The sequence below is a fragment of the Andreprevotia sp. IGB-42 genome (assembly GCF_009848685.1).
In the GTDB taxonomy this organism is placed as follows: domain Bacteria; phylum Pseudomonadota; class Gammaproteobacteria; order Burkholderiales; family Chitinibacteraceae; genus Andreprevotia.
Window position 1 is genome coordinate 240,269 of record NZ_WXTX01000003.1, and the last position, 22,420, is coordinate 262,688.

25 protein-coding genes are annotated in these 22,420 nt (G+C 59.8%); 5 read left to right on the plus strand and 20 right to left on the minus strand.

Annotated features, from left to right (window positions below; genetic code table 11):
- The first annotated feature begins 58 nt into the window (after nucleotides 1–58).
- Nucleotides 59–1,687, plus strand: a complete 1,629-nt coding sequence (locus tag IGB42_RS06070) for a methyl-accepting chemotaxis protein (RefSeq protein WP_159668463.1) — start codon at nucleotides 59–61, stop codon at nucleotides 1,685–1,687.
- A gap of 60 nt (nucleotides 1,688–1,747) precedes the next feature.
- Here IGB42_RS06070 and IGB42_RS06075 read toward each other — a convergent pair whose 3' ends face one another.
- Nucleotides 1,748–1,945, minus strand: a complete 198-nt coding sequence (locus tag IGB42_RS06075; RefSeq protein ID WP_159668465.1) for a DUF3460 family protein — start codon at nucleotides 1,943–1,945, stop codon at nucleotides 1,748–1,750.
- A 34-nt stretch (nucleotides 1,946–1,979) separates the two neighbouring features.
- Nucleotides 1,980–2,762, minus strand: coding sequence for an inositol monophosphatase family protein (locus tag IGB42_RS06080; protein WP_159668468.1), 783 nt, complete (start codon nucleotides 2,760–2,762; stop codon nucleotides 1,980–1,982).
- Nucleotides 2,763–2,989: 227 nt separating this feature from the next.
- Between IGB42_RS06080 and bfr (IGB42_RS06085) the strand changes: the two genes are divergently transcribed.
- Both bfr (IGB42_RS06085) and bfr (IGB42_RS06090) read left to right on the plus strand, forming a co-directional pair.
- Entirely contained in the window at nucleotides 2,990–3,460 is a 471-nt protein-coding gene (gene bfr / locus IGB42_RS06085) for a bacterioferritin (protein ID WP_159668471.1), read from the plus strand.
- An 11-nt stretch (nucleotides 3,461–3,471) separates the two neighbouring features.
- Nucleotides 3,472–3,945: a bacterioferritin gene (gene bfr / locus IGB42_RS06090; protein ID WP_159668474.1), complete on the plus strand. Its 474-nt coding sequence runs from the start codon at nucleotides 3,472–3,474 to the stop codon at nucleotides 3,943–3,945.
- A gap of 89 nt (nucleotides 3,946–4,034) precedes the next feature.
- Here bfr (IGB42_RS06090) and IGB42_RS06095 read toward each other — a convergent pair whose 3' ends face one another.
- The 17 genes from IGB42_RS06095 to ndk form a co-directional block, all read right to left on the minus strand.
- Nucleotides 4,035–4,241 carry a bacterioferritin-associated ferredoxin gene (locus IGB42_RS06095; RefSeq protein ID WP_159668477.1) on the minus strand — a complete coding sequence of 69 codons (207 nt, stop codon included), beginning with the start codon at nucleotides 4,239–4,241 and terminating at the stop codon, nucleotides 4,035–4,037.
- Nucleotides 4,242–4,391: 150 nt separating this feature from the next.
- Nucleotides 4,392–5,687, minus strand: a complete 1,296-nt coding sequence (locus tag IGB42_RS06100; RefSeq protein ID WP_159668480.1) for an adenylosuccinate synthase — start codon at nucleotides 5,685–5,687, stop codon at nucleotides 4,392–4,394.
- 122 nt (nucleotides 5,688–5,809) lie between these two features.
- The gene (locus IGB42_RS06105) at nucleotides 5,810–6,958 is read right to left on the minus strand and encodes an ATP phosphoribosyltransferase regulatory subunit (RefSeq protein ID WP_159668483.1); all 1,149 of its coding nucleotides are present in this window, start codon (nucleotides 6,956–6,958) and stop codon (nucleotides 5,810–5,812) included.
- Nucleotides 6,959–7,028: 70 nt separating this feature from the next.
- On the minus strand, nucleotides 7,029–7,214 hold the full coding sequence (locus IGB42_RS06110; RefSeq protein ID WP_159668486.1) for a DUF2065 domain-containing protein: 186 nt from the start codon (nucleotides 7,212–7,214) through the stop codon (nucleotides 7,029–7,031).
- Nucleotides 7,211–8,086 (minus strand): protease modulator HflC, encoded by an 876-nt coding sequence (gene hflC, locus IGB42_RS06115; RefSeq protein WP_159668489.1) that lies wholly within the window; start codon nucleotides 8,084–8,086, stop codon nucleotides 7,211–7,213. The genes IGB42_RS06110 and hflC overlap by 4 nt, the downstream gene beginning before the upstream one ends.
- A 13-nt stretch (nucleotides 8,087–8,099) precedes the next feature.
- Nucleotides 8,100–9,275 (minus strand): FtsH protease activity modulator HflK, encoded by a 1,176-nt coding sequence (gene hflK, locus IGB42_RS06120; RefSeq protein WP_159668494.1) that lies wholly within the window; start codon nucleotides 9,273–9,275, stop codon nucleotides 8,100–8,102.
- Nucleotides 9,272–10,384 (minus strand): GTPase HflX, encoded by a 1,113-nt coding sequence (gene hflX / locus IGB42_RS06125; protein ID WP_159668498.1) that lies wholly within the window; start codon nucleotides 10,382–10,384, stop codon nucleotides 9,272–9,274. The genes hflK and hflX overlap by 4 nt, the downstream gene beginning before the upstream one ends.
- Nucleotides 10,385–10,576: 192 nt before the next feature.
- Nucleotides 10,577–10,840 carry an RNA chaperone Hfq gene (hfq, locus tag IGB42_RS06130; RefSeq protein ID WP_159668501.1) on the minus strand — a complete coding sequence of 88 codons (264 nt, stop codon included), beginning with the start codon at nucleotides 10,838–10,840 and terminating at the stop codon, nucleotides 10,577–10,579.
- Nucleotides 10,841–10,957: 117 nt separating this feature from the next.
- Complete coding sequence (der, locus tag IGB42_RS06135; protein WP_159668504.1) at nucleotides 10,958–12,319, minus strand: ribosome biogenesis GTPase Der; 1,362 nt, start codon at nucleotides 12,317–12,319, stop codon at nucleotides 10,958–10,960.
- A gap of 10 nt (nucleotides 12,320–12,329) precedes the next feature.
- Nucleotides 12,330–13,469, minus strand: coding sequence for an outer membrane protein assembly factor BamB (gene bamB, locus IGB42_RS06140; RefSeq protein WP_159668507.1), 1,140 nt, complete (start codon nucleotides 13,467–13,469; stop codon nucleotides 12,330–12,332).
- A 1-nt stretch (nucleotide 13,470) separates the two neighbouring features.
- A complete protein-coding gene (locus IGB42_RS06145) occupies nucleotides 13,471–14,097 on the minus strand; it encodes a tetratricopeptide repeat protein (RefSeq protein ID WP_159668510.1) in 627 nt (208 codons plus the stop codon).
- 54 nt (nucleotides 14,098–14,151) lie between these two features.
- The gene (gene hisS, locus IGB42_RS06150; protein WP_159668513.1) at nucleotides 14,152–15,444 is read right to left on the minus strand and encodes a histidine--tRNA ligase; all 1,293 of its coding nucleotides are present in this window, start codon (nucleotides 15,442–15,444) and stop codon (nucleotides 14,152–14,154) included.
- 48 nt (nucleotides 15,445–15,492) lie between these two features.
- Nucleotides 15,493–16,770, minus strand: a complete 1,278-nt coding sequence (ispG, locus tag IGB42_RS06155; protein ID WP_159668516.1) for a flavodoxin-dependent (E)-4-hydroxy-3-methylbut-2-enyl-diphosphate synthase — start codon at nucleotides 16,768–16,770, stop codon at nucleotides 15,493–15,495.
- A gap of 23 nt (nucleotides 16,771–16,793) precedes the next feature.
- Entirely contained in the window at nucleotides 16,794–17,726 is a 933-nt protein-coding gene (locus IGB42_RS06160) for a RodZ domain-containing protein (protein ID WP_159668519.1), read from the minus strand.
- Nucleotides 17,723–18,484 (minus strand): type IV pilus biogenesis/stability protein PilW, encoded by a 762-nt coding sequence (pilW, locus tag IGB42_RS06165; protein ID WP_159668522.1) that lies wholly within the window; start codon nucleotides 18,482–18,484, stop codon nucleotides 17,723–17,725. The genes IGB42_RS06160 and pilW overlap by 4 nt, the downstream gene beginning before the upstream one ends.
- Nucleotides 18,485–18,496: 12 nt before the next feature.
- Complete coding sequence (gene rlmN, locus IGB42_RS06170; protein ID WP_159668525.1) at nucleotides 18,497–19,624, minus strand: 23S rRNA (adenine(2503)-C(2))-methyltransferase RlmN; 1,128 nt, start codon at nucleotides 19,622–19,624, stop codon at nucleotides 18,497–18,499.
- A gap of 16 nt (nucleotides 19,625–19,640) precedes the next feature.
- Nucleotides 19,641–20,069, minus strand: coding sequence for a nucleoside-diphosphate kinase (gene ndk, locus IGB42_RS06175; protein WP_159669083.1), 429 nt, complete (start codon nucleotides 20,067–20,069; stop codon nucleotides 19,641–19,643).
- A 225-nt stretch (nucleotides 20,070–20,294) separates the two neighbouring features.
- On the opposite strand from ndk, the gene IGB42_RS06180 reads away from it, so the two are divergent.
- Together IGB42_RS06180 and serB are read left to right on the plus strand one after the other, a co-directional pair.
- Nucleotides 20,295–21,086: an SPOR domain-containing protein gene (locus IGB42_RS06180; protein WP_159668528.1), complete on the plus strand. Its 792-nt coding sequence runs from the start codon at nucleotides 20,295–20,297 to the stop codon at nucleotides 21,084–21,086.
- A 109-nt stretch (nucleotides 21,087–21,195) separates the two neighbouring features.
- A complete protein-coding gene (gene serB / locus IGB42_RS06185) occupies nucleotides 21,196–22,035 on the plus strand; it encodes a phosphoserine phosphatase SerB (RefSeq protein WP_159668531.1) in 840 nt (279 codons plus the stop codon).
- A gap of 72 nt (nucleotides 22,036–22,107) precedes the next feature.
- Here the strand turns inward: serB and IGB42_RS06190 are convergent, their stop codons facing one another.
- On the minus strand, nucleotides 22,108–22,338 hold the full coding sequence (locus IGB42_RS06190) for a DUF2789 domain-containing protein (RefSeq protein ID WP_159668534.1): 231 nt from the start codon (nucleotides 22,336–22,338) through the stop codon (nucleotides 22,108–22,110).
- Between the last annotated feature and the right edge of the window lie 82 nt (nucleotides 22,339–22,420).

Here is a 22,420-nt window from a genome sequence, read left to right on the forward strand (position 1 = left end):
AATTGGTTGCACGGCACCGCTTCGGTGCCACAGCCGGGCCGTCTGAATGGAGGCTGAAATGCTCAAAAACATGACCGTTGCAGCGCGTATTGCTGCGGGCTTCGGCCTGCTGATCGTGCTGATGATCGCCATCGGCCTGGTGGGCTACATGGGCATCAGCCAGCTGCAGGGCGAGGTGGAAAAGCTCCTGAAGCAGGATCTCGCCTATCACGCGGCGCTGGTCGATACCCGCTACAACGTCGGCAACATGCGCCGTTACGAGAAAGACAGCTTCCTCAATTTCCAGCATGCCGAAAAGGTAAAGGAATACGAGGAAAAGTGGCAAAAGTCCTACGAGGGGGCCGGCAAAGCGCTGGAAAAGGCCAATGCACTGCAAGCCGACGGCGATGCGGCAGACCTCAAGCAACTGAACGAAAACCTGAAAATCTATGGTGATGGCTATGCCACGGTATTGGCAGCAGTCAAAGCCGGGCAATTTGCCGGCGCGCCGGAAATCAACCAGGCGTTCGGCAAATACAAGGATCCGGTCCGCAATATGGAAGAAGCGCTGGGCAAGCTGGCCGAGCGTTCCATCCAGCGCGTGGAAGCACTGGATGCCACCGTGGCACGTATCGGCGGCAAGGCTGCCACCTTGACGGCGATACTGCTGCTGTTCGCCATCAGCGTAGCTGTGGTGTTTGCGTGGGTGATCATCAACGGGGTGCGCCGCCCGCTGTCCGCGATGCAGACCATGGTGGAAGAAATTGCCCGCACCGGCCAGCTCAATCTGCGCATGCCGGTAAGCGGCCGTGACGAAATCAGCGCCACCTCCACAGCGGTGAACAACTTGCTGGGCAATATGGGGCAGGTGATCAGCGAGGCCAACCAGAGCGCCGTCGAACTCACCCGCGCAGCGGATACGCTGGCGCAAGCCGCCAGCCAGGTGACCGAAGCATCACAGACCCAATCCGAAGCCGCCAGTGCCACCGCCGCTGCCATCGAGGAGATGACGGTCAGCGTCAACATGATTTCGGACAATGCGCAGGGGCTGGAAAACGAAGCCCGCCGCACCTCCAGCACCGCCACCGAAGGCGTGGCGATTGCAGATCAAACCTCCTCGGAAATCCGCCAGGTGGCCACCTCGATCAGCCAGTCCGCAGATGTGATCACCCAGCTCAACCTGCGTTCGGACGAGATCGGCAGCATTGCCATGGTGATCAAGGACATTGCCGACCAGACCAATCTGCTGGCGCTGAACGCCGCCATCGAGGCGGCCCGCGCCGGCGATCTGGGCCGCGGTTTTGCCGTGGTAGCGGATGAAGTACGCAAACTGGCCGAGCGCACCACGCAGGCCACCGCAGAGATCACCAGCAAGATCAGCGCGGTACAGCAGGACACCGGCCGGGCGGCCGCGGGCATGAACCAGGCCAGCCGCATGATGGAAAGCGGCGTAACCAGCACGCAAAGCGTTGCCCGCGCACTGGGGGAGATCGATACGCTTGCACAGCAAACGGTGGGCAACATCACGCATATGGCCACCGCCATGCAGGAACAAAGCCAGGCCAGCCAGGATATTGCCCGCAACGTGGAGCGCATCGCGCAGGCCAGCGAGGAAAACCATGCAGCAGCGGCCAGCACCAGCGACCTGTCCATCCAGCTCAAACGGCTGGCAGACGATGTGCAGCGCTCGATCAGCCGTTTTCACTAACCCGCAATCTACAAAACAAAAAACCGGGCATACGCCCGGTTTTCTTTTGCTGACTGGCTATCAGTCGGCTTGGTAAGGATAAGGCTTCTGCGCGACGCTGGATGCGCCCTCGCGTGAGCGTTCGTCCAGATTGATGGGCGCCTTGTCCCACAGCAGCGCGCGGCCTTCCAGCTGGCCCTTGGCCACCTCGGGCTGGTCTTTCAGGAATTGCTCCATGAACTGGGTGTACTCGGAGACATAAGACGTATTCTTGAACATGGTGCTGGCGCCAGATAATCAATCGATAACGTGATTATACCGGCAGTGCTGCCAGTTGCGGCAGCACTTGTGCATGTATTGCCGGATTGGCGGATGCAACCACCCTGCCCTCGCTCCCCAGCACCAGTGGCTTGCCCTGCCAATCGCTCATCACCCCACCTGCAGCCTGCACTACTGGTGCCAGCGCCGCAAAATCGTGCAGCTTGAGCCCTTCCTCGATCACCAGTTCCAGCCAGCCACTGGCTACCTGTGCATACAGATAACCATCGCCACCGTAAATCGGATAACGGCACGCCTTGACCAGCGCATCGAATACCGGCTTGGCCACATCCAGGTATTCCGGGCCGGTGGTACCGATACGTGCGGCGGCAATCTCGCCAATCTCGCTGCTGTGCAGCGGCTGGCCATTGAGCGTTGCCGGCACGCCTACGCCACCCATCCAGCGGTCTTCGGTAATCGGCTGGTTGATCACGCCGAGCACCGGCACGCCCTTGTACAGCAGGCCGATCAGCGTGACGAACAACGGCCGCCCTACGGTGAACGACTTGGTGCCATCCACCGGGTCCAGCACCCATACCCAATCGGCATCGGCGTTTTCTTCACCGTACTCTTCGCCGATGATGCCGTCCGTTGGTCGGCTGGCGGCAATCAGGTTGCGCATCACCCGCTCTGCTTCACGATCTGCCTGGGTGACCGGGCTGGCATCAAGCTTGTCGTCTATCGACAGCGGGCTGCGGTAATAGCCACGGATCACGGCGGCACTGGCATCGGCCAATTGCTGGGCCAGTGCAATCTGGGCAGGGCTTGCGGAAGTCATCGGGTACTCCAAAGGTCTAGACGTGCAGGAGGCTATCACGTCAGCAGCAGCGCAACTACCGCAGCGCGTGACGATTTTCTTACTTCAATAAATGAGAATGGTTATTTCAATTAATTGCGAATGAATATCAAATTCATAGTCAATTAGGTTTATTTAATCAAATCAATTCAAATCACCCCATAAACCCGATAAAATATTGCTTATTCGAAATAAGCGGAGCATGCATCATGCAAGGCGACAAGAAAGTGCTCAAAGCGCTTAACGGCGTACTCGGCAATGAATTGACCGCAATCAACCAGTATTTCCTGCATGCGCGCATGTTCAAGAACTGGGGCTACAAGCGCCTGAACGACCGCGCATACCACGAATCGATCGATGCGATGAAGCGCGCAGACAAGTTGATCGAACGCATCCTGTTCCTGGAAGGGTTACCCAATCTGCAGCAGTTGGGCAAGCTCTTCATCGGCGAGCAGGTGAGCGAGATGCTCGATTGTGACGTCAAACTCGTCAATCTGCACCTGCCGGTGCTGCGCGAAGCGATTGCCTTGTGTGAAACCCTGCAGGATTACGTATCGCGTGATCTGCTGGAAGATCTGCTGGAAGAAGGCGAAGAATACCTCGACTGGCTGGAAACCCAGGCAGAGCTGCAGGTATCGATGGGCCTGCCCAATTACCTGCAATCACAGACCGGCGAATAAGGAGTGCACGCATGAAAGGCAATACACTGATCATCGACGCGCTCAATCTGTTGCTGGCCGCCGAACTCACCTCCATCGACCAGTATTTCGTGCATAGCCAGATGTATCACAATTGGGGCTATCACAAGCTGTTCGAGCGCATCGATCACGAACGGGGCGATGAAATCGGCCATGCCACGCGCCTGATCGAACGCATCCTGTTTCTGGGGGGCCTGCCCAATGTGGCAGCGCGCACCGCACTACGCCTGGGTAGCGATGTGCCGGGCATGCTCAAGAACGATCTGGACACCGAATACGAAGTGGCTGCGCTGCTGAAAAAGACCATGGCACTGGCTGAATCGGTGCAGGATTACGTCACCCGCAACATCCTGCTGCAACTATTGGACGATACCGAGCAGGATCATGCGCACTGGCTGGAACAGCAACTGGGACTCATCAACGCCATCGGCCTGCCCAACTATCTGCAGCTCAAAGCGGCAGACTGAGCCCGCGCGGGTTACTGCTACCACCATTCAACACGGCAAACAGAAACGGGGCACAAGCCCCGTTTTCGTTATGCGGGCGTACCTTGCACTCAGGCAGGCACCAGCGCAATCTGCCACGCCGGCTGGCGTTGCTTGTCGAGCGCTTCATCCATCACGTCGCGCGCGCAACTGGCGCACTTGCCGCAGCAGCTTGCCACTTCGGTGGCTTGTTGCAGCTGTTTGAACGTGCGCACGCCACCATTTACCGCCTTGCGGATGTCACGGTCAGTTACGCCATTGCAAACACATACGTACATGGAGAGCCCACTCATTGATAAGCGTTCTCATTATCCAGAAAACTTGCCACCCTGCCAAGTGCGAACGACTCTCAATCCGCATGCAGCCTGCATGCACCGACAAACGGCAAAAAAACCCGCATCGCTGCGGGTTTTTCATCTGGCGGCATATCAGCCGTGATATGGATGGCGCAGCACGATGGTTTCTTCACGATCCGGGCCGGTGGAAATGATGTCCACCGGGGCTTCGCAGATTTCTGCGATGCGCTCCAGATAAGCACGTGCATTGGCCGGCAGGTCTTCCCAGCGCTTCACGCCGAAAGTCGACTCGCTCCAGCCCGGCATTTCTTCGTAAACCGGTTCGCAGCGGGCGATTTCTTCAGCGCCGATCGGCAGGATGTCCACCAGCTTGCCATCGAGCTGGTAGCCGGTGCACAGGTTGATGGTTTCAATGCCGTCCATCACGTCGAGCTTGGTCACGCACAGGCCGGATACACCATTGATCTGGATCGAACGCTTGAGTGCAGCCGCATCGAACCAGCCGCAACGACGCGGACGACCAGTCACCGAGCCGAACTCGTTGCCGCGCTTGGCGAGGCCCGCGCCCACATCATCGAACAGCTCGGTCGGGAACGGACCGGAACCTACGCGGGTGGTATAGGCCTTCACGATGCCCAGCACGTATTGCAGCATCTGCGGTGCCACGCCGGCACCCGGTGCGGCCGCACCGGCCACACAGTTGCTGGAGGTCACGAACGGATAGGTACCATGGTCGATATCGAGCAAGGTGCCTTGCGCGCCTTCGAACAGCAACGGCTGGCCGGCCTTGTTCATTTCATACAGCGTGCGCGATACGTCGCCCACCATCGGCTTGATGCGTTCTGCATAGGCCAGCGTGGCGTCGTACACTTTCTGGAAGTCGATGGTGTCTGCCTTGAAGTAATGCTTCAGCGCAAAGTTGTACCAATCGAGGTTTTCCAGCAGCTTGGCGGCAAAACGCTCTGGATGATAGATGTCCTGCAGACGGATCGAGCGGCGCGCGATCTTGTCTTCGTAGGCCGGGCCGATGCCGCGACCGGTAGTACCGATCTTCTTGTCGCCCTTGGCGGCTTCGCGCGCCTGGTCGATAGCAATGTGGTACGGCAGGATCAGCGGGCAGGCTTCGGAAATGATCAGGCGACTGGCGACGTCGATGCCGGCAGCGTCCAGTTCGTCGATTTCCTTCAGCAGCGCCTCGGGCGAGATCACCACGCCGTTGCCGATGAAGCAGGCCTTGCCTGCGTGCAGGATGCCGGAAGGGATCAGACGCAACACCGTCTTCTTGCCACCCACCACCAGCGTGTGGCCGGCGTTGTGGCCGCCCTGAAAGCGCACCACGCCCTGGGCCTGATCGGTCAACCAGTCGACGATCTTGCCCTTGCCCTCGTCACCCCATTGGGTGCCGATCACGACCACGTTTCTGCTCATGTAAAACCTCAATCGAAAAACAAATCAAATTAGTACTGGGCGTTTAGCCCGGGCGCGCAGCCGCGGCGGCAGCCTACGCGCTTGGCCGGCCCACGTCAAAAGCACGGGCCGGACGGAAAAAATCAGCTCAGCGCCACCACTTGCCATTGCGTGCCGATCAGTTGCAGCACGCGATCGCATGGCGACTCATCCAGGCGTACATCCAGATCCACCAGTACGGTCTCGCCGGCAGCGCGCAGCGCGCGGATGGCAGCAATCAAACTCGGTTCATCGCCGGCCGGCGCCAGGATGGCGGGTGGCGCAGCGGGGAATGGCAAGTGCGTGAGCGCACGCAGGTCCAGGCTGAAACCGGTGGCCGGGCGCGAGCGGCCAAACTTTTCACCCACGCTGTCATAGCGGCCACCGCGGGCAATCGCGTTGGCAAAGCCGGCGGTATACGCGGCAAACACCAGGCCGGTATGGTAATCGCTGCTTTTCACTTCAGCCAGGTCAAAACGGTAGCCGATACCGCGCGCAGTCAATGCATCGGCGAGTGCCTGCAAGGCGGTCAATGCCTCGCTCACACCGGCAATCTGCAGCGGCAGCACGCTGCGCGCGCGCTCGATCACGCCTGCACCGCCATACAGTGTCGGCAATGCCAGCAGGCCGGCCACGATCACTGCGTCAATGCCGGCGGTGGTTTCACGCAATGTGGGCAGGTCTTTCTGCTGCAGCGCGTCGAATACCGCATCACGTGCATCACCCTTCAGCCCGGCGGCATTGGCCAGCGCGTGGAACAGGCCGATATGGCCGATATCCAGCGAGATCTGCGCCAGTCCGGCAAGTTGCAGGCTTTCCACCAGCAGTTCGATCACTTCCACGTCGGCGGCAATGCCGACATGGCCGTAGATTTCCGCGCCGATCTGGCGCGGCTCACGGCTGGACAGGATACCGTCCGGCCGGCTGTGCACCACCGAATCGGCATAGCATAACCGCGCCACGCCCTGCCGGTTGAGGATGTGCGCATCGATACGCGCCACTTGCGGCGTGATATCGGCGCGCACCCCCATCTGGCGGCCGGATAATTCATCCACCAGTTTGAAGGTCTTGAGATTCAGCGCCGGGTCATCCAGCACGAACAGTGATTCGACGTATTCGATCAACGGCGGCATCACCAGCTCGTAGCCGTAACGGCCAAACAGATCGAGCAGGCTGCGGCGCAGCGTTTCAGTCTGGCGCGCTTCGCGCGGCAGCACGTCGGCAATGTTCTCGGGCAGGATCCAGTTTCGCATTTTTTCTTTCTATTCAAACCAAAAGCCCGCCGGCCAAGGCCGGACGGGCGGAAGTCATCATTTTAACGGATTAAAGCAAGATAAGCGCGATCAGCAAGCCAACCATCATCGAGACGAAGCCGACAATGCGCACCTGCTTGTTGCTCATCATGGCCAGGCGGCCCATGGTACGGCGCCACAAACCCGGCACGGCAAACGGCAGGATACCTTCCAGCACCAGCACGAGGGCCAGTGCCAGAATCAGGCTGTCAGTCACTTGCCATTGCCCTTGGGGTTCTTCATGTACTTGAAGAAGTCAGAGCTCGGGTCCACCACCAGCACATCGCTTTTCTTGGAAAAGCTCTGCTTGTAGGCATCCAGGCTCTTGTAGAACGCGTAAAACTCCGGGTTGCGGCCATAGGCATCGGCATAGATCGCGGCAGCCTTGCCATCGCCCTCACCCTTGAGCTGCTGGGCGGTATTGTATGCATCAGCCAGGATCACTTCACGCTGCCTGTCGGCATCGGCCTTGATCTTTTCTGCCTCCGCACTGCCTTCGGCGCGCAACTGGTTGGCCACTGCCTTGCGCTCGGACTGCATGCGCTCATAAACGGACGTCAGCGTGCTGTCTTCGAGTTCGACGCGCTTGATGCGTACATCGATCACCTTCACGCCGATACGCGCGGCATCGGCATCCGCCACTGCACGCACCTTGGCCATCACTTCATCGCGCTTGCCACTGATCACGTCCTGTACGGTGCGCTTGCCGAACTCGTCACGCAGCATGTTGTTGACGGTGTTGCGCAAGCGGTCAATCGCCTTGGCCTCGTTGACGCCAACCGCCTTGTAGTAGCGCTCCACATCGATGATCTGCCATTTGATGAAGCTGTCCGCCTTGACGTTCATCTTCTCGATGGTCTGGATGCGGGCGGGGCTTTGCGCATCGATGGTCTGGATACGGTTATCGAAATAACGTACCTCCTGCAGCAGCGGCACCTTGAAATTGAAACCCGGCGTCTTGATCACGCGCTTGGCTTCAGAAAACTGGAAGATCACTGCGGACTGGCGCTGGTCGACGGTAAAGAACGACAGGCTCAATACAAACAGCACCACCAGGATGACAGCAAGAGTAGGAAGAATGCGGTTCATGGTGCTTTCCTCCTTAGCGGCTATCGCGCTCGGAGCGCGAAGGAATCGGGTTGGCAGGGATCACAGGCGCAGCGGCAGCTTCCTGCGCAACGGTCTTGGGTGCTTCGGGCGCTGTTGCGGCATTGGCCTGCATCAGCTTGTCCAGCGGCAGGTACAACAGGTTGCCACCGGCTTTCTGGTCAACCAGCAACTTGGTGGTGTTCTGGAACACCTGCTGCATGGTGTCGAGATACATGCGATCACGCGTGACCTGCGGCGCCTTCGCATACTGCTCGGCCACCTGCTTGAAGCGGGAAGCATCACCTTCGGCACGCGCCACGACCTGCTGCTTGTAGCCCAGTGCCTCTTCGTTCAGACGTGCGGCCATACCGCTGGCGCGCGGTACCACGTCGTTGGCATAGGCTGTGCCTTCGTTGATCAGACGTGCCTTGTCCTGACGCGCCTTGACCGCGTCGGAGAACGACGCCTGCACATCGTTGGGGGGCTGCACATCGGAAATGTTGACCCGGGCAATCTGGATGCCGGTGCCATATTTATCCAGCAACTCCTGCATCAACTCCTTGGTGTCTTCACCGATCTTGCCGCGGCCTTCGTTCAGCACGAAGTCCACCTTGTTCTTGCCAACCACTTCACGGATCGACGTTTCCGCCGCCTGCTTCACCAGATCGTTACCCAGCGTCTCGCGCGTCTGCTCGATGCTGCGGTTGTTGAACAGGAAGTCCTTGGCGGATTTGAGCGTGTACTGGATTTCCAGCTGGATCTCGATCAGGTTCTGGTCACCCGTCAGCATCATCGCTTCATCCTGGCCAGCACCCGCCTGGGCGGCGGTGCCCACTTCCAGGCTACGGATTTCAGTAACGTTGACGATTTCGCGGCGCTCGATCGGCCAAGGCAGATGCCAGTGCAGGCCAGAATTTTCCACCGTGCCTGCATAACTGCCAAAGCGCGTGATCACGGCGTTTTCACGCTCATCAACCACGTAAAAGCCAGAAGCGGCCCAAAGCACCACCAGCACACCAACGACGATACCTGCGCCCGCAGCACCGGCATTGCCGCGATCAGGCTGCGGGTTGTTATTGCCATTGCTGCCAAACAGGCCGGAAAGTTTGTTTTTGACGTTACGGAAGATATCGTCGAGGTCCGGTGGGCCATTACGGCGGCCACCCCACTGCGGATCGTTCTGGCTCATGTAGTCTCGTTTTCCTCGCTGGATTGGCTCATTGCTTCGACCAGAGCGGCGCGCAGCAAGTCTAGTCCTTCCCCACGCATAGCGCTGACACGCACGGCATGGATTTTACCATACTCATCCCGCTCTACTGCGGGCTGCCCGTCCTTCAGGTCAATCTTGTTCCAGACCATCAATTGCGGAATCCGTTCCGCATCAATTTCACCCAGTACGTAATTTACAGCTTCAACCTGTGCTTCACGCATCGGATGATTCACATCCACCACATGCAAAAGCAGATCCGCATGGATGGTTTCTTCAAGGGTGGCGCGAAACGCCGCCACCAGGGTATGAGGCAGATTGCGGATAAACCCGACGGTATCGGATATCACCACCGAATGCTCGGCATCCAGAAACAATTTGCGTGACGTGGTATCGAGCGTGGCAAATAACTGATCCGCTGCATATATCTTGGCTTTGGTCAGCGCATTAAACAATGTCGATTTACCGGCATTGGTATAACCGACAATGGAAACGCTGTATTCACCGCGCCGCACCCGCGCCTTGCGCTGGGTGGCACGCTGCTTTTGCGCAATCACCAGTTGCTCGCGCAACCGCTTCACGCGGATACCGATCAGCCGGCGGTCGGTTTCCAGCTGGGTTTCACCCGGGCCGCGCATGCCGACACCGCCTTTCTGCCGCTCCAGGTGGGTCCAGCCACGGATCAAGCGCGTCTGGATATGCGCGAGCTGCGCCAGCTCCACCTGCAGCTTGCCCTCCGCCGTGCGTGCACGCTGGGCAAAGATATCCAAGATCAGCGTGGTGCGGTCGAGCACGCGGCATTGCAACTTGCGCTCCAGGTTGCGCTCTTGCGCCGGTGACAGCTGGTGATTGAAAATCACCATGTCCGCACCATGCGCCCGCACTACTTCGCCGATCTCATCCACCTTGCCTGAACCGGCAAAATAGGCTGGATCGGGACGGGCGCGCTTGCCCTCCACAATGGCCAGCGGTGCCACGCCGGCACTTTCCACCAGTTGTACGAATTCATCGACACCATCGCGATAATCCGGCTCGTTGAAATCGAGACAGACCAGCACCGCGGCATCACCACCTTTGTGGCGTTCAAACATGCATTACTCTTTTCTCGGGAATCTTTGGCGGCTGGCACAAGGCCGGGCTGGCATTGCAGCAGTGACGCCGGGCAAGGTATAGATGAGGCAGAATCTCCGGATCACAAGAGAGGCTGGCAGCGCGGCGTTGCACGGGCATCAATAGAAAACCCCGGCATTACTGCCGGGGTTTTCACGCAACAGGCTTGCGGATCAGGCTTCGCCTTCCGGCGCGACACTGGCGTGCTGCGGGTTTTCATGCGGGATCGTGACCGGGCGCGAAGGCACCACGGTAGAAATGGCATGTTTGTAGACCATCTGGGTTACGTTGTTGCGCAACAGCACCACGTATTGGTCGAACGACTCGATCTGGCCTTGCAGCTTGATGCCATTGACGAGATAGATGTAGACCGGCACGTGCTCTTTACGCAGCACATTCAGGAATGGATCCTGCAGCATTTGCCCCTTGGCACTCATATTGTTGTTCTCCGATGCATTGTTATTGGTAAGACAGCAGCACGCTTACGCTTATAGTATAAATCCCGAACCCTGCCAATAGGCAGGATTACCGATGCGCTAAGCGATGCTGCTGGATCATTTCTCGCGCCGGCCCGGGTGGACCATCTTGCGCGGCACCTTCTTGTCGTCGTACGGATTGCCACTGAGCTTGTACTGAACACGTAGCGGCGTACCCTGCAGCTTGAACATTTTCATGAACGTGTGCTCCAGGTAACGCCAATACGAAGCAGGCACTTTCTCCAGCGCATTGCCATGCACGATCACCACCGGCGGGTTGCTGCCCCCCTGGTGCGCATAGCGCATTTTCGGGCGGACCTTGCCGATCAGCGGCGGCTGCTGGCGTTCGATGGCCAGTTGCAGCGCATTGGTCAGTTTCGGTGTGGCAATCTTGATCATTGCAGCGGTATAGGCCTGATCAATGGACTTGAACAGATCAGTGACGCCCGCACCACGCAACGCTGAAATATAGTGGAATTTGGCGAAATCCAGAAAGCTCAGTTTGCGATCGATTTCACGCTTGATGCGATCACGCTGCTCTTGGTTGGCCGCATCCCATTTGTTGACCGCCACCACGAGCGCGCGGCCGGTTTCCAGCACGAAGCTGGCTACGCGCGCGTCCTGATCCGAGACCTCCTGCGTAGCATCGAGCACCAGCACCGCCACATTGGCATCCTCGATCGCCTGCATGGTCTTGATCACCGAGAATTTCTCGATCATCTCGGTGACCTTGCCGCGCTTGCGCACGCCAGCGGTATCGATGATGGTGTACGGCTTTTCGCCATGCTCGAAATCGATATACACCGAATCGCGCGTGGTGCCCGGCTGGTCGAATGCAATCACGCGCTCTTCGCCCAGCACCGCATTCACCAGCGTGGACTTGCCCACGTTGGGGCGGCCGACGATGGCAAACTTGGGGTGATCGGATTCGCCATCATCCTCGGGCACTTCGAAGCGTTCCAGCACCTCGTTGAACAGGTCGCGTACGCCTTCGCCATGACTGGCGGAAATGGCAACCGGATCGCCCAGGCCCAGCTCGTAGAAATCCGCGGTAACGACGGCGCGCTGCATGCCTTCGACCTTGTTGACCGCCACCCATACCGGGCGATCGATCTGGCGCAAGCGCTGCGCGATGATCTTGTCCTGCGGGGTGATGCCGACGCGGCCATCAACGATGAACACGATGGCATCGGCCTCGTCCACCGCTTGCAGCGTCTGGCGGGCCATTTCGAACATGATGCCTTCGTCGACTACCGGCTCGAAACCGCCGGTATCGACGACAAAGTACGGCTTTTCGCCCACCCGGCCATGGCCATAGTGGCGATCCCGGGTCAGGCCCGGCTGGTCGGCCACCAGCGCATCGCGCGTCTTGGTCAGCCGGTTGAACAACGTCGATTTGCCGACGTTGGGGCGTCCGACCAATGCAATTGTGGGTTTCATTTTTCTACTCTTACTTCACTTTCAAGGCGTATACATTGCCGGATTGGGTTTGAACGAGCAGCTTGCCGTCCAGCACTTGCGGTGCGGCAGCAATGCGACTGCCGTCGGTGGCAAGCTGACTGACAAAGCTGCCGTCCTCGGGGTTGAGCAGGTGCACATAGCCTTGGTAATCAGCAACGGCAACCTGGCCATTGATGACAGCAGGCGTACCTACGCCGCGCGCGGCCAGTTTGTCCTGACGCCACAGGCTGCGGCCACTGGTACGCTCGAATGCCTGTATGGCGCCGTCGGCAGCCACGAGATAAACGCGCGCTTCATCCATTGCCACGCCGGAAAAGCTGGACGCTTCGCGCGACCAGATCAGGCTGCCGTTCAGTACGTTGAAACAACTCACCCGGCCCTGATAAGCCGCTGCGCAGGTGACATTGCCGTTGACTGCCGGGGCGGCAACCACATCCGATACGCGCTCCAGTTCGGTGGCGCCGCGTGGCAGCGATACCGGGCTATCCCACAACACACGGCCATCAGCCACGCCCAGCGCAACCAGGCGTCCACCTGCCAGCCCGGCCAATGCAGTACCTTCCACCACAGTCAATGGCGCGAAGTTGCGCAAGGTCAGCGCCGGCAACTGGCGCTGGAACTGCCAGACCTTGGTACCGTCGCTGCTGGACAGGCCGGTAATACGGCCATCACCAGTGCGCACCATCACGGTATTCTGGGCAATCGCAGGCGGCGCGATGATTTCGCTGGAGAGCTGGATTTTCCAGCGCGGCTTGCCATCCGTAGCAAACGTCAGCAACTCACCCTTGAGCGTACCAACCGCAATCAGGCCATCACCCGCGCCAACGCCACCGGCAATGTCGCTATCGAGCTGAACCTGCCAGTCGCGTGCGCCAGTGCTCAGCCGCAACAGCGCCAGCGTATTCTTGGCACCGGCAACCACCAGCTTGTCATCACCCAAGCGCGCGGGCAGGAAACGGTATTGGGTCCCTCCCCCTACCGAACTGTGCCACAGCACATTGGCACTGACCGTATTCTGAACAACCGGCAGCGGCGACGGCACCGGCGCGTTGCTGACCGTGCCGCAACCCGCCAGACCGAGCGCAACGGCAACCAGCCCGGTACGCCATGCAGATCGCATCTTGCTCATATCAACCGTTCCCCAGTGCTGCGAGTTTCACTTCCAGGTACTGATAGCTGGGAGCGCTCTTTTCCAGCTTGGCAATGGCCTGCTTGTAGGCATCGCGGGCGCCAGCGGCATCACCTTTTTCAACCAGCACATCACCACGAGCTTCGGCGAACAACGCCGTGGATGCCTCTTCTTCACGGCCTTGCAATGCAGCCAGTGCTGCATCGTATTGCTTCATGTCCAGATTGACGGCAGCCAGACGCAGGCGCGCGGCATCGCGCAAGCCCGCTTCGTTGCCGTGGCCCAGTACCCATTGCAATTGCGTTTGCGCGGATTTGAAGTCACCCGAGCTGGCAGCAACCTTGGCGGCCAGCAACGTGGCCCGCGCGGCATAGCCTGTACCTCCGTATTGGCTTTGCAATTTCTCGACCTCGGCACGCAACTTGGGCAGATCATCCGCCATCAGTTCAGCCTTAGCGTAGATTTCCGCAGCGGCTTCCGCCTCACTGGACTGATAAGCGTTCCAGCCAGCGTAGCCGGCATAGCCGACGAGGCCCGCTACAACGACTGCGGCCAGATACTTGCCCCAGTCTTGCCACCACGCCTTGAGCTCGGCGATTTGTTCTTGTTCTTGCAGATCGAATGCCATTTTTCGTGATCCTTGCGGCCTTGAGGCAACGCATTGAAGTGGAATGCTGCCGGATTATGCCGCAGCGAGGATTTGCGCCGCCAGCTCCGCTTGCGGCAAGGTAATTTGTTCACCACCGTTTTCGCCGGTCAAGCGTTTGAGATTGGCGCTGCCAGCCTCCGCTTCCGACTCGCCGATCACTACGGCAAAACGCGCACCTGAAGCATCGGCCTTCTTGAATTGTGACTTGAAACTGCCGCCACCGGCGTGCATGACCACTTTGAGCCCTGCAGCGCGCAGCATGCGTGCCACGGCAAATGCCGCCCGGCTGGCTGCATCGCCGTCGTTGATCAGGTAGACATCGGGGGCATTGACCGGAACAGCAATGGCCTGCGCTTCCAGCAACAGCAGCAGGCGCTCGAGGCCGATACCGAAGCCGACACCCGGGCAGGGCTTGCCACCCAGTTGCTCGACCAGGCCATCGTAACGCCCCCCGGCAGCCACTGTTGCCTGCGCACCCAACTCGGTGGTGGTCCACTCGAACACGGTGCGGTTGTAATAATCGAGGCCGCGCACCAGCCGGTCATTCAGCGTGTAGGCAATACCGGCATCATCCAGCAAGGTACGCACACGATCGAAATGCGCGCGTGTTTCCTCACCAAGGAAGTCGGCCAGTCGCGGTGCATTTTCCGCCATTTCCTGCAGTGCCGGGTTCTTGGTATCGAGCACGCGCAGCGGGTTGGTATGCAGGCGGCGCTTGCCGTCTTCATCCAGGATATCCACGAATTTTTCCAGATAAGCGATCAGCTCGGCACGGTGTGCGGCACGCTCGGCGGTATCGCCCAGCGAATTGAGCTCCAGCTTGAGGCCAGTCAGGCCAAGACGCTGCCACAGATCGGCCAGCATGGCGATCAGCTCGGCATCCACTTCCGGACCGGCAAAACCGAATGCCTCCACGCCTACCTGATGGAACTGGCGATAACGGCCCTTCTGTGGCCGTTCATGCCGGAACATCGGGCCCGTATACCATAGCCGTTGTGTCTGGTTATACAGCAGGCCATGCTCGATGCAGGCGCGCACGCAACCGGCGGTACCCTCGGGGCGCAGCACCAGTTGATCACCATTCAGGCTGTCCTCGAACGCGTACATTTCCTTTTCAACGATGTCGGTATGTTCGCCAACGCCGCGCACGAACAACGACGTGAACTCCAGAATCGGGGTACGCAATTGCTCATATCCGTAACTGGCCAACCAGTCGCGCGCGATCGCTTCAAAATGCAGCCAGACAGGCGTGGGAATCGGTGCTGCCTTGCTTGCAATGGGCAGAGCATCATTCATACCCTTGATGCTCTGGATGGTTTTACTCATTGATCTGAACCTGTTGGAATTGAAAACGGCCGGTGCAATACCGCCCGTCTACACGACTTTCAATGGAATGGTCTTGCTGGCGACATCGCGGCGCTTGGCGCCCGCTGCCCCATAATTCGTCTTGACGTAGTCCTCGACCAGCGCCTGGAACTCGACGGCCACCTGCTCGCCCTTGAGCGTCACGGTCTTCTGGCCGTCCACATACACCGGACACACCGGTACCTCACCCGTGCCCGGCAGGCTGATGCCGATATCAGCCAGCTTGGATTCGCCCGGGCCATTCACCACACAGCCCATCACCGCCACTTTCATTTCCTCGACGCCCGGATACGCCTCACGCCAGATCGGCATCTGCACCCGCAGGAAATCCTGGATATCGCGTGCCAGTTCCTGGAATACGGTCGAGGTGGTACGGCCACAGCCCGGACACGCCGTCACCAGCGGGGTAAAGCTGCGCAAGCCCATGGTCTGCAGCAGTTCCTGGCCAACGATCACTTCCTTGGTGCGATCGCCACCCGGCTCTGGCGTGAGCGAGATGCGGATGGTATCGCCGATGCCTTCCTGCAGCAGCACGGCCAGTGCGGCGCTGGATGCCACGATGCCCTTGGACCCCATGCCGGCCTCGGTCAGCCCCAGGTGCAGCGGAAAATCGCAACGTGCAGCCAGATCGCGGTACACCGCGATCAGGTCCTGCACATGCGAGACCTTGCACGACAGGATGATCTTGTCGGCAGACAGGCCCCAGCCGATGGCCTGCTCGGCCGATTCCAGCGCAGACAGGATCAGTGCTTCGCGCATGATGGCCTCCACCGGCAGCGGCTGTGCGCGCCTGGCGTTTTCATCCATCAACCGGGTGGCCATGGCCTGATCGAGTGAGCCCCAGTTCACGCCGATGCGTACCGGCTTGTTGTATTCGATGGCCTTTTCGATCATGTAGGCGAATTTTTCGTCGCGCTTGCTGCCCTTGCCCACGTTACCGGGGTTGATGCGGTATTTGGCCAGCGCCTCGGCGCAGTCCGGGTAATCGCGCAGCAGCCGATCGCCGTTGTAGTGGAAATCGCCGACGATGGGCACCTTGCAGCCCCAGTTCTCCAGCTTGGACTTGATGGTGGCCACCTGCGCGGCCGCCTCCGGGCTGTTCACGGTAATGCGTACAGCTTCCGATCCCGCTCGCCACAGCTCGAAGATCTGCCGCGCGGTGCCTTCGGCATCGACGGTATCGGTGTTGGTCATCGACTGGATCATCACCGGATGATCGCTGCCAACCCAGACATTGCCGACCTGGACCTGGCGGGTCTGGCGGCGCGGAATAATGAGGTCACTCATGGCAATAGGGCTTCAATGGCTGCTTATTTCAGTTCCAACGTCGCCACGTCGGTCTTGGTATAGGTGGTGAGGTCAACTTGCTGGCCCCGCAGGTAAAGACGGGTTTTGGGCGCGTTGCCGATTTTTACCCGGTAAGGTGGCACGCCACCCACCACACGGCTTTCGCCCTGCTTGACGATTTCGGAGACCAGCTTGGTGCCATTGGCATCAAAAATCTGCACCCAGGAATCCGCCTCGGCCTGCAGGCGCAACTCGCCATTGCCCACCACCGCAGAAGCGGCGGCCTTGGGCGCACTGGCCCGGGCTGCGCTGGCGCTGCTGGCTACCGCCCTGACGGCAACCACTGCGGAAGCGGCGCTGGCTTCGGCAACCGCCGACGCCCCCACCACCGGTGCGGCTGAAGCAGCGCTGGCGTTGTCATTATCATCCATGCTGATGGTTGCCGCCTCGCTGGCCACCTCGGCCACCGCCACGACCGCAGAAGCGGCAGACGCCACTTGCGGCACATCCAGTTGCGGCGATACCGGCTGCTGCAAAAACCAGAATACCGCGCCTGCACCTATGATCAAGCCGACCAGGATCACCAGCCACAGCTGGATTGCGCGGCCCGTGCCACTCCCCAGCGAGAAAGATTCTTCCTCGTGTACCTTGGGCAATGCGGTCTGCACGCGCTCGGCCGGCAGCCATGCAGACAGGTCTTCCAGAATGGGGGCCGGGTCAATTTCCAGCAGACGGGCATAGTTGCGCACAAAGCCGCGTGCAAAAGTATTGCCGGGCAGGCTGTCGAACGCATCGCGCTCGATGGCACTCACCTGCGTTTTCGTCAGCTTCAGCTGCTGGGCCGCCTGTTCTATGGTCAGGCCCATCTGCTCGCGGCGGGCTTTGAGGCGCGCGCCAACACTGACAGTCGTGGCACGATCCCGCAACGGGGTAGTTTCTTGCTCTGGTGGGGTCATTCGGCAGCGCTGTCGTACTTATTGGCCAGAAGGCGGGAGGTTTCGATCGAATCCGGATATTGCTTGCGCAGCAGATCTGCGTAGCGGGCCTCGCCATCCTTGTTGCCAAGGCCGCGCTCGACACGCAACGACAACCAGGCGAGTGTAGCACTGGGTTGCACCAGCTTCTGCAGCTCTGCCAGATAACGCTTGGCCTCGTCAAAGTCCTTGCGCCGCAGATCCACTTCAATCAGCCTTTGCCGCGCCTGCGCGCTGCTGACGCGTGCTTTCAACGCCTGCAGATAGAAGCTGCGCGCGCCATCCAGGTCATCACTGTCAGCCGCGCATTCACCGGCATTGATCAGCGACTTCTCCGGCGTGCTGTACAACGGGTTCCTGGCAGCCAGCACATAGTAACGGATGCCTTCCTGGCGCTGATTGTGTTCACACAGATACCAGCCGTAATTGTGGTTGATGTCGGCATCATCCGGCGCCAGGCGCAATGCCTCCTGGAAATGCCGCTGTGCAGCCACATTATCCTGCAGCTGGTTGTAGATCAGACCGGCAATATTGTGTGCCGGCGCATACTTGGGGTCGGCATCGATCGCCTTTTGCACATCTTCCAGCGCTACGCCAACCTGGCCACGCCGGAAATATTCGGCAGCCAGCTGTGTATAGATGCTGGCGCGGTTTGTTGCGGGCGGCAACGTCTCGGCCCTTGCCATGGCGCTTGCAATCAGCAGTATCGATAGCAGTAAAGCGATGGGCTTGGGCGTCATTGAATCCTCGTGTCAGGGGCGAAATATTATCGGTTTTGTTTCCATCGCATGCCGGGCTGCACGACGGGTCTTGTCCTTGACCTGACCTGCCAGTTGACCACAGGCGGCGTCGATGTCATCTCCCCGTGTTTTCCGCACCGTTGCCACATAGCCGGCTTCGTTGAGGATATCCCGGAATGCGAGGATAGCATCCCGGCCCGATCGGTTGTAGTCCGCACCCGGGAAAGGATTCCAGGGAATGAGATTGATCTTGCATGGCACGTCGCGTACCAGCACTGCCAGCTGGCGCGCATGCTCTGGCTGGTCATTCACGCCGGCCAGCATCACGTACTCGAAAGTGATGAAGTCGCGCGGCGCTTTTTCCAAGTAGCGGTTGCACGCCGCCAGCAGCTCTTTGAGCGGGTATTTCTTGTTGATCGGCACGATTTCGTCGCGGATCGCGTCATTGGGTGCATGCAACGACACCGCCAGCGACACCGGACAGGCATCACGCAAACGGTCCATTGCCGGCACGATGCCGGAGGTGGACAGCGTGACGCGGCGGCGGCTGAGCCCATAGGCGTTGTCATCGAGCATCAGGCGTAGCGCAGCCACAACATTTTCGAAATTGGCCAGTGGCTCGCCCATGCCCATCATCACCACATTGGTGACGATACGACCGCCCGGCTCCAGCGGCACATCGCCGATACGCGCCTGTTCGGCCGTCAGGCGGTTTTCCGCCCACCACAGCTGGCCGATGATTTCGCCCACGCTGAGGTTGCGATTGAAGCCCTGCTTGGCAGTCGAGCAGAACCCGCAATCGAGTGCACAGCCAACCTGGCTGGAAATGCACAGCGTGCCACGGTCATCTTCCGGAATGAACACGGTTTCGATGCCGTTGCCTACATTCACGTCCAGCAGCCACTTGGTAGTGCCGTCCGTAGCAATCTGTTCCGCCAGCATGGCAGGGGCAGCAACCTGTGCGCCCGCCACCAGCTTTTCGCGGAATGTCTTGGCGATATCGGTCATCTGCGCGAAATCCGCCTCGCCGCGCTGATGAATCCATTTCATCAGTTGCTTGGCGCGGAATGGCTTCTCGCCGTACTGGATCATCAGTTCGGCAAGGCCGTCCGCATCGTAGTTGAGCAGATTGACCGACATCGTATCCTTCCCGGCCTTAGCGGCCTGCGTACACTTCGCTGGAAGCGAAGAAGTAGGCAATTTCAATTGCGGCATTTTCAGCCGAATCAGAGCCATGCACTGCATTGGCATCGATCGATTCTGCGAAATCAGCGCGGATGGTGCCTGCCTCTGCCTTCTTCGGATCGGTCGCGCCCATCAGGTCACGGTTCTTCAGGATGGCGCCTTCGCCTTCCAGCGCCTGGATCATTACCGGGCCGGAGATCATGAAGGTCACCAGATCATTGAAGAAAGGGCGTTCCTTATGTACAGCATAGAAGCCTTCGGCTTCGGCGCGGGACAGTTGCTTGAGCTTGGCAGCAACCACTTTCAGGCCAGCTGTTTCAAAACGGTCGTAGATTTTGCCGATGACGTTCTTGGCAACGGCATCCGGTTTAACGATCGACAGCGTGCGTTCAATAGCCATGTTCACTCCAGAAAGACAGGTTAATAGATACGGATTCATGCGAAAGCGGGATTCCGGAAACCGGGAATCCGGCGTCGAATTCATTTACAAGCCCGGCTGCTTTGGGTAGCCTCAATGCACGTTTGTGCATCCCGATCCGGCACCCAGCCAGGCTAGATAGCCGGACATGATAGCAAATCTGTACCATCTCTGCCTTACAACCGGATTAAAGCGCCTTTAACGCCCATGAGCGACGGATTCGACCCGATACTGCAACAGGCCGAACAACGCCGTTTGCGCGAACAAGTGTTATGGCGCCTGGGCATTGCTGCCGGCCTGATTGCGGTGGTGCTGGGCGGTATCTACCTGCTGGACCGGCCGGACGAAAAACCGCAGCTGGAAACCCCGACCACGCCACGTATCGCGCCGCAGATCAGCGAGGAACCCGTACCGCCCACCGAGCAGCCCGCAGCTCAGGCCAGTGAGCCTGCCACTGCCAGCGCCCCGGCATCGGTACCCGCTGCCGCCAGCCCGGCGCCAAGCGCCGCCCCAACGCCGACAGCGGCTACCTCCAGTACGCCACCCCCTACTTCGAAGCCGATTTCCGGCAAAGTTCCTGCGCGCACGGCAACCGTAGCGCCCCCTCCTGCAGCCAGCCTGCAGACTGTGGCGCCCACGCAGCCAGCCACACCAGCCGCAGCACAGCCAGTCAACACGCCACCGCGTGCCACCGCCACAGCACAAGCCGCTCCCCGCCGCAACAGCCAGGCGGAAACGCTGTTGCAACCCCAGAATCTGCTGGCGGGGCCCGCAGCGGCGGACGCGGTGCGCGGCCCCAATGGCTATACCGTGCAGGCCGGCGTGTTCCTGCATTCGGACAACGCGGAAAAACTGCTCAAGCGCGTACAGGCCGCCGGCATTCCCGCCTACCTGGAAACACGCGTGCAGATCGGTCCGTTCAAGAACAAGGCGGAGGCCGATGCCGCCGCCGCCAGGCTACGGGCCATCGGCGTGGAGCCGGTGCTCAAGAACAACTGAGTTTTGCCACGGCTGGCCCGGCAGCTGCCGGGCGGCGCCTGCGCCACCCGCTCAGCACAGCGAGCCTGCCGCTCCGATATAATCGCTCTTTTGCCTCAAGTATCCAGCCATGCACCGCCTCGTCATCCAAGCCCCCAACATCGCCACGCAGGACCTCAAGCAGCTCGCCCGCTTGTCCGATGCGTACCAGATCGATGCGATCAACCAGCAGGCATTCCGGCTGCTGGGCGCGCATATCGACAATGACGAGGCCGTGGCCGACTTCTGCGAGAGCAACCAGCTCGATTACGCCTTCATCCCCGAAGACGTCGCCGTGAACGATATCGGCCTGGTGGTCATGGATATGGATTCCACGCTGATCACCATCGAGTGCATCGACGAGATTGCCGACATGGTGGGCATCAAGCCGCAGGTAGCGGAAATCACCGCCGCTGCCATGCGCGGCGAACTGGATTTCAAGGCCAGCCTCACACGGCGCGTAGCGCTGCTGGCCGGGCTGGAAGAAAGCGCGCTGGCACGCGTGTACGACGAGCGCCTGCAATTGATGGCCGGCGCGGAGAAAATGCTCAAGGGTTTCCAGCAGGCTGGCGCCAGGACGCTACTGATTTCCGGTGGTTTCACCTTCTTTACCGAACGGCTGCAGAACAAGCTTGATCTGAGCCGCGCCATTGCCAACGTGCTGGAAATCAGCAACGGCAAGCTCACCGGCCAGGTGAATGGCGACATTATCGATGCCGAACGCAAGAAGGCCGAGCTGATTGCCTACCGCGAGGAACTGGGCCTGCGGCGTGATCAGGTGGTAGCCATCGGTGATGGGGCCAACGACCTGCCCATGCTGTTCGAAGCCGGCTACGGCGTGGCCTGCCATGCCAAGCCGCTAGTGCGGGCAGAAGCGCCGTACAGCATCAACCAGGTTGGCCTCGAAGGCGTGCTCAACTATTTCCTGTAACACCGCTGCGCATCAGCGTTGTGAAAACAGCCCCTTGCGGGGCTGTTCATGTTTGGCGAGATGGATGGCGCTTCAATGCGACAGGCGTGCGGCCAGTTCGTCGATCACTTCGGCCCACTCCGCATCCTTGTCCACCCCTTCGGCAAGAAAAGCTGCCTGGTGATCACTCCAGAACGGTGCCTGTGCCAGATCATCGCCCGGCCCGATGCGGTGCTCATGCAGGAAAAGGGCGATCTCTGCCGGATCGTTGGCGAGGCCAAGCTGGCCGAACAATGCGGGCAAATCGTGCTTGCTGGTATCCATGTGGTTCTCCTTGGCGCTGGGCCTGCTGGCCCGATATGGGTCAAACTTAGATCAGATCACGCACATCAGCCATCCGGTTCCG

Bases quoted from the DNA above. Each gene is read 5' to 3' on its own strand.
- IGB42_RS06080 (WP_159668468.1), bottom strand. From the start codon at position 2,762: ATGACTTCCGCAAGCCCTGCCCAGATTGCACTGGCCCAGCAATTGGCC.
- bamB (WP_159668507.1), bottom strand. From the start codon at position 13,469: ATGAGCAAGATGCGATCTGCATGGCGTACCGGGCTGGTTGCCGTTGCG.
- IGB42_RS06070 (WP_159668463.1), top strand. From the start codon at position 59: ATGCTCAAAAACATGACCGTTGCAGCGCGTATTGCTGCGGGCTTCGGC.
- pilW (WP_159668522.1), bottom strand. From the start codon at position 18,484: ATGACGCCCAAGCCCATCGCTTTACTGCTATCGATACTGCTGATTGCA.
- IGB42_RS06100 (WP_159668480.1), bottom strand. From the start codon at position 5,687: ATGAGCAGAAACGTGGTCGTGATCGGCACCCAATGGGGTGACGAGGGC.
- bfr (WP_159668471.1), top strand. From the start codon at position 2,990: ATGCAAGGCGACAAGAAAGTGCTCAAAGCGCTTAACGGCGTACTCGGC.
- hflK (WP_159668494.1), bottom strand. From the start codon at position 9,275: ATGAGCCAGAACGATCCGCAGTGGGGTGGCCGCCGTAATGGCCCACCG.
- rlmN (WP_159668525.1), bottom strand. From the start codon at position 19,624: ATGTCGGTCAATCTGCTCAACTACGATGCGGACGGCCTTGCCGAACTG.
- serB (WP_159668531.1), top strand. From the start codon at position 21,196: ATGCACCGCCTCGTCATCCAAGCCCCCAACATCGCCACGCAGGACCTC.
- hfq (WP_159668501.1), bottom strand. From the start codon at position 10,840: ATGAGTGCCAAGGGGCAAATGCTGCAGGATCCATTCCTGAATGTGCTG.
- bfr (WP_159668474.1), top strand. From the start codon at position 3,472: ATGAAAGGCAATACACTGATCATCGACGCGCTCAATCTGTTGCTGGCC.
- IGB42_RS06145 (WP_159668510.1), bottom strand. From the start codon at position 14,097: ATGGCATTCGATCTGCAAGAACAAGAACAAATCGCCGAGCTCAAGGCG.
- IGB42_RS06160 (WP_159668519.1), bottom strand. From the start codon at position 17,726: ATGACCCCACCAGAGCAAGAAACTACCCCGTTGCGGGATCGTGCCACG.
- IGB42_RS06095 (WP_159668477.1), bottom strand. From the start codon at position 4,241: ATGTACGTATGTGTTTGCAATGGCGTAACTGACCGTGACATCCGCAAG.
- hflC (WP_159668489.1), bottom strand. From the start codon at position 8,086: ATGAACCGCATTCTTCCTACTCTTGCTGTCATCCTGGTGGTGCTGTTT.
- IGB42_RS06075 (WP_159668465.1), bottom strand. From the start codon at position 1,945: ATGTTCAAGAATACGTCTTATGTCTCCGAGTACACCCAGTTCATGGAG.
- ispG (WP_159668516.1), bottom strand. From the start codon at position 16,770: ATGAGTGACCTCATTATTCCGCGCCGCCAGACCCGCCAGGTCCAGGTC.
- IGB42_RS06190 (WP_159668534.1), bottom strand. From the start codon at position 22,338: ATGGATACCAGCAAGCACGATTTGCCCGCATTGTTCGGCCAGCTTGGC.
- IGB42_RS06105 (WP_159668483.1), bottom strand. From the start codon at position 6,958: ATGCGAAACTGGATCCTGCCCGAGAACATTGCCGACGTGCTGCCGCGC.
- hisS (WP_159668513.1), bottom strand. From the start codon at position 15,444: ATGAGTAAAACCATCCAGAGCATCAAGGGTATGAATGATGCTCTGCCC.
- hflX (WP_159668498.1), bottom strand. From the start codon at position 10,384: ATGTTTGAACGCCACAAAGGTGGTGATGCCGCGGTGCTGGTCTGTCTC.
- der (WP_159668504.1), bottom strand. From the start codon at position 12,319: ATGAAACCCACAATTGCATTGGTCGGACGCCCCAACGTCGGCAAATCG.
- ndk (WP_159669083.1), bottom strand. From the start codon at position 20,069: ATGGCTATTGAACGCACGCTGTCGATCGTTAAACCGGATGCCGTTGCC.
- IGB42_RS06180 (WP_159668528.1), top strand. From the start codon at position 20,295: ATGAGCGACGGATTCGACCCGATACTGCAACAGGCCGAACAACGCCGT.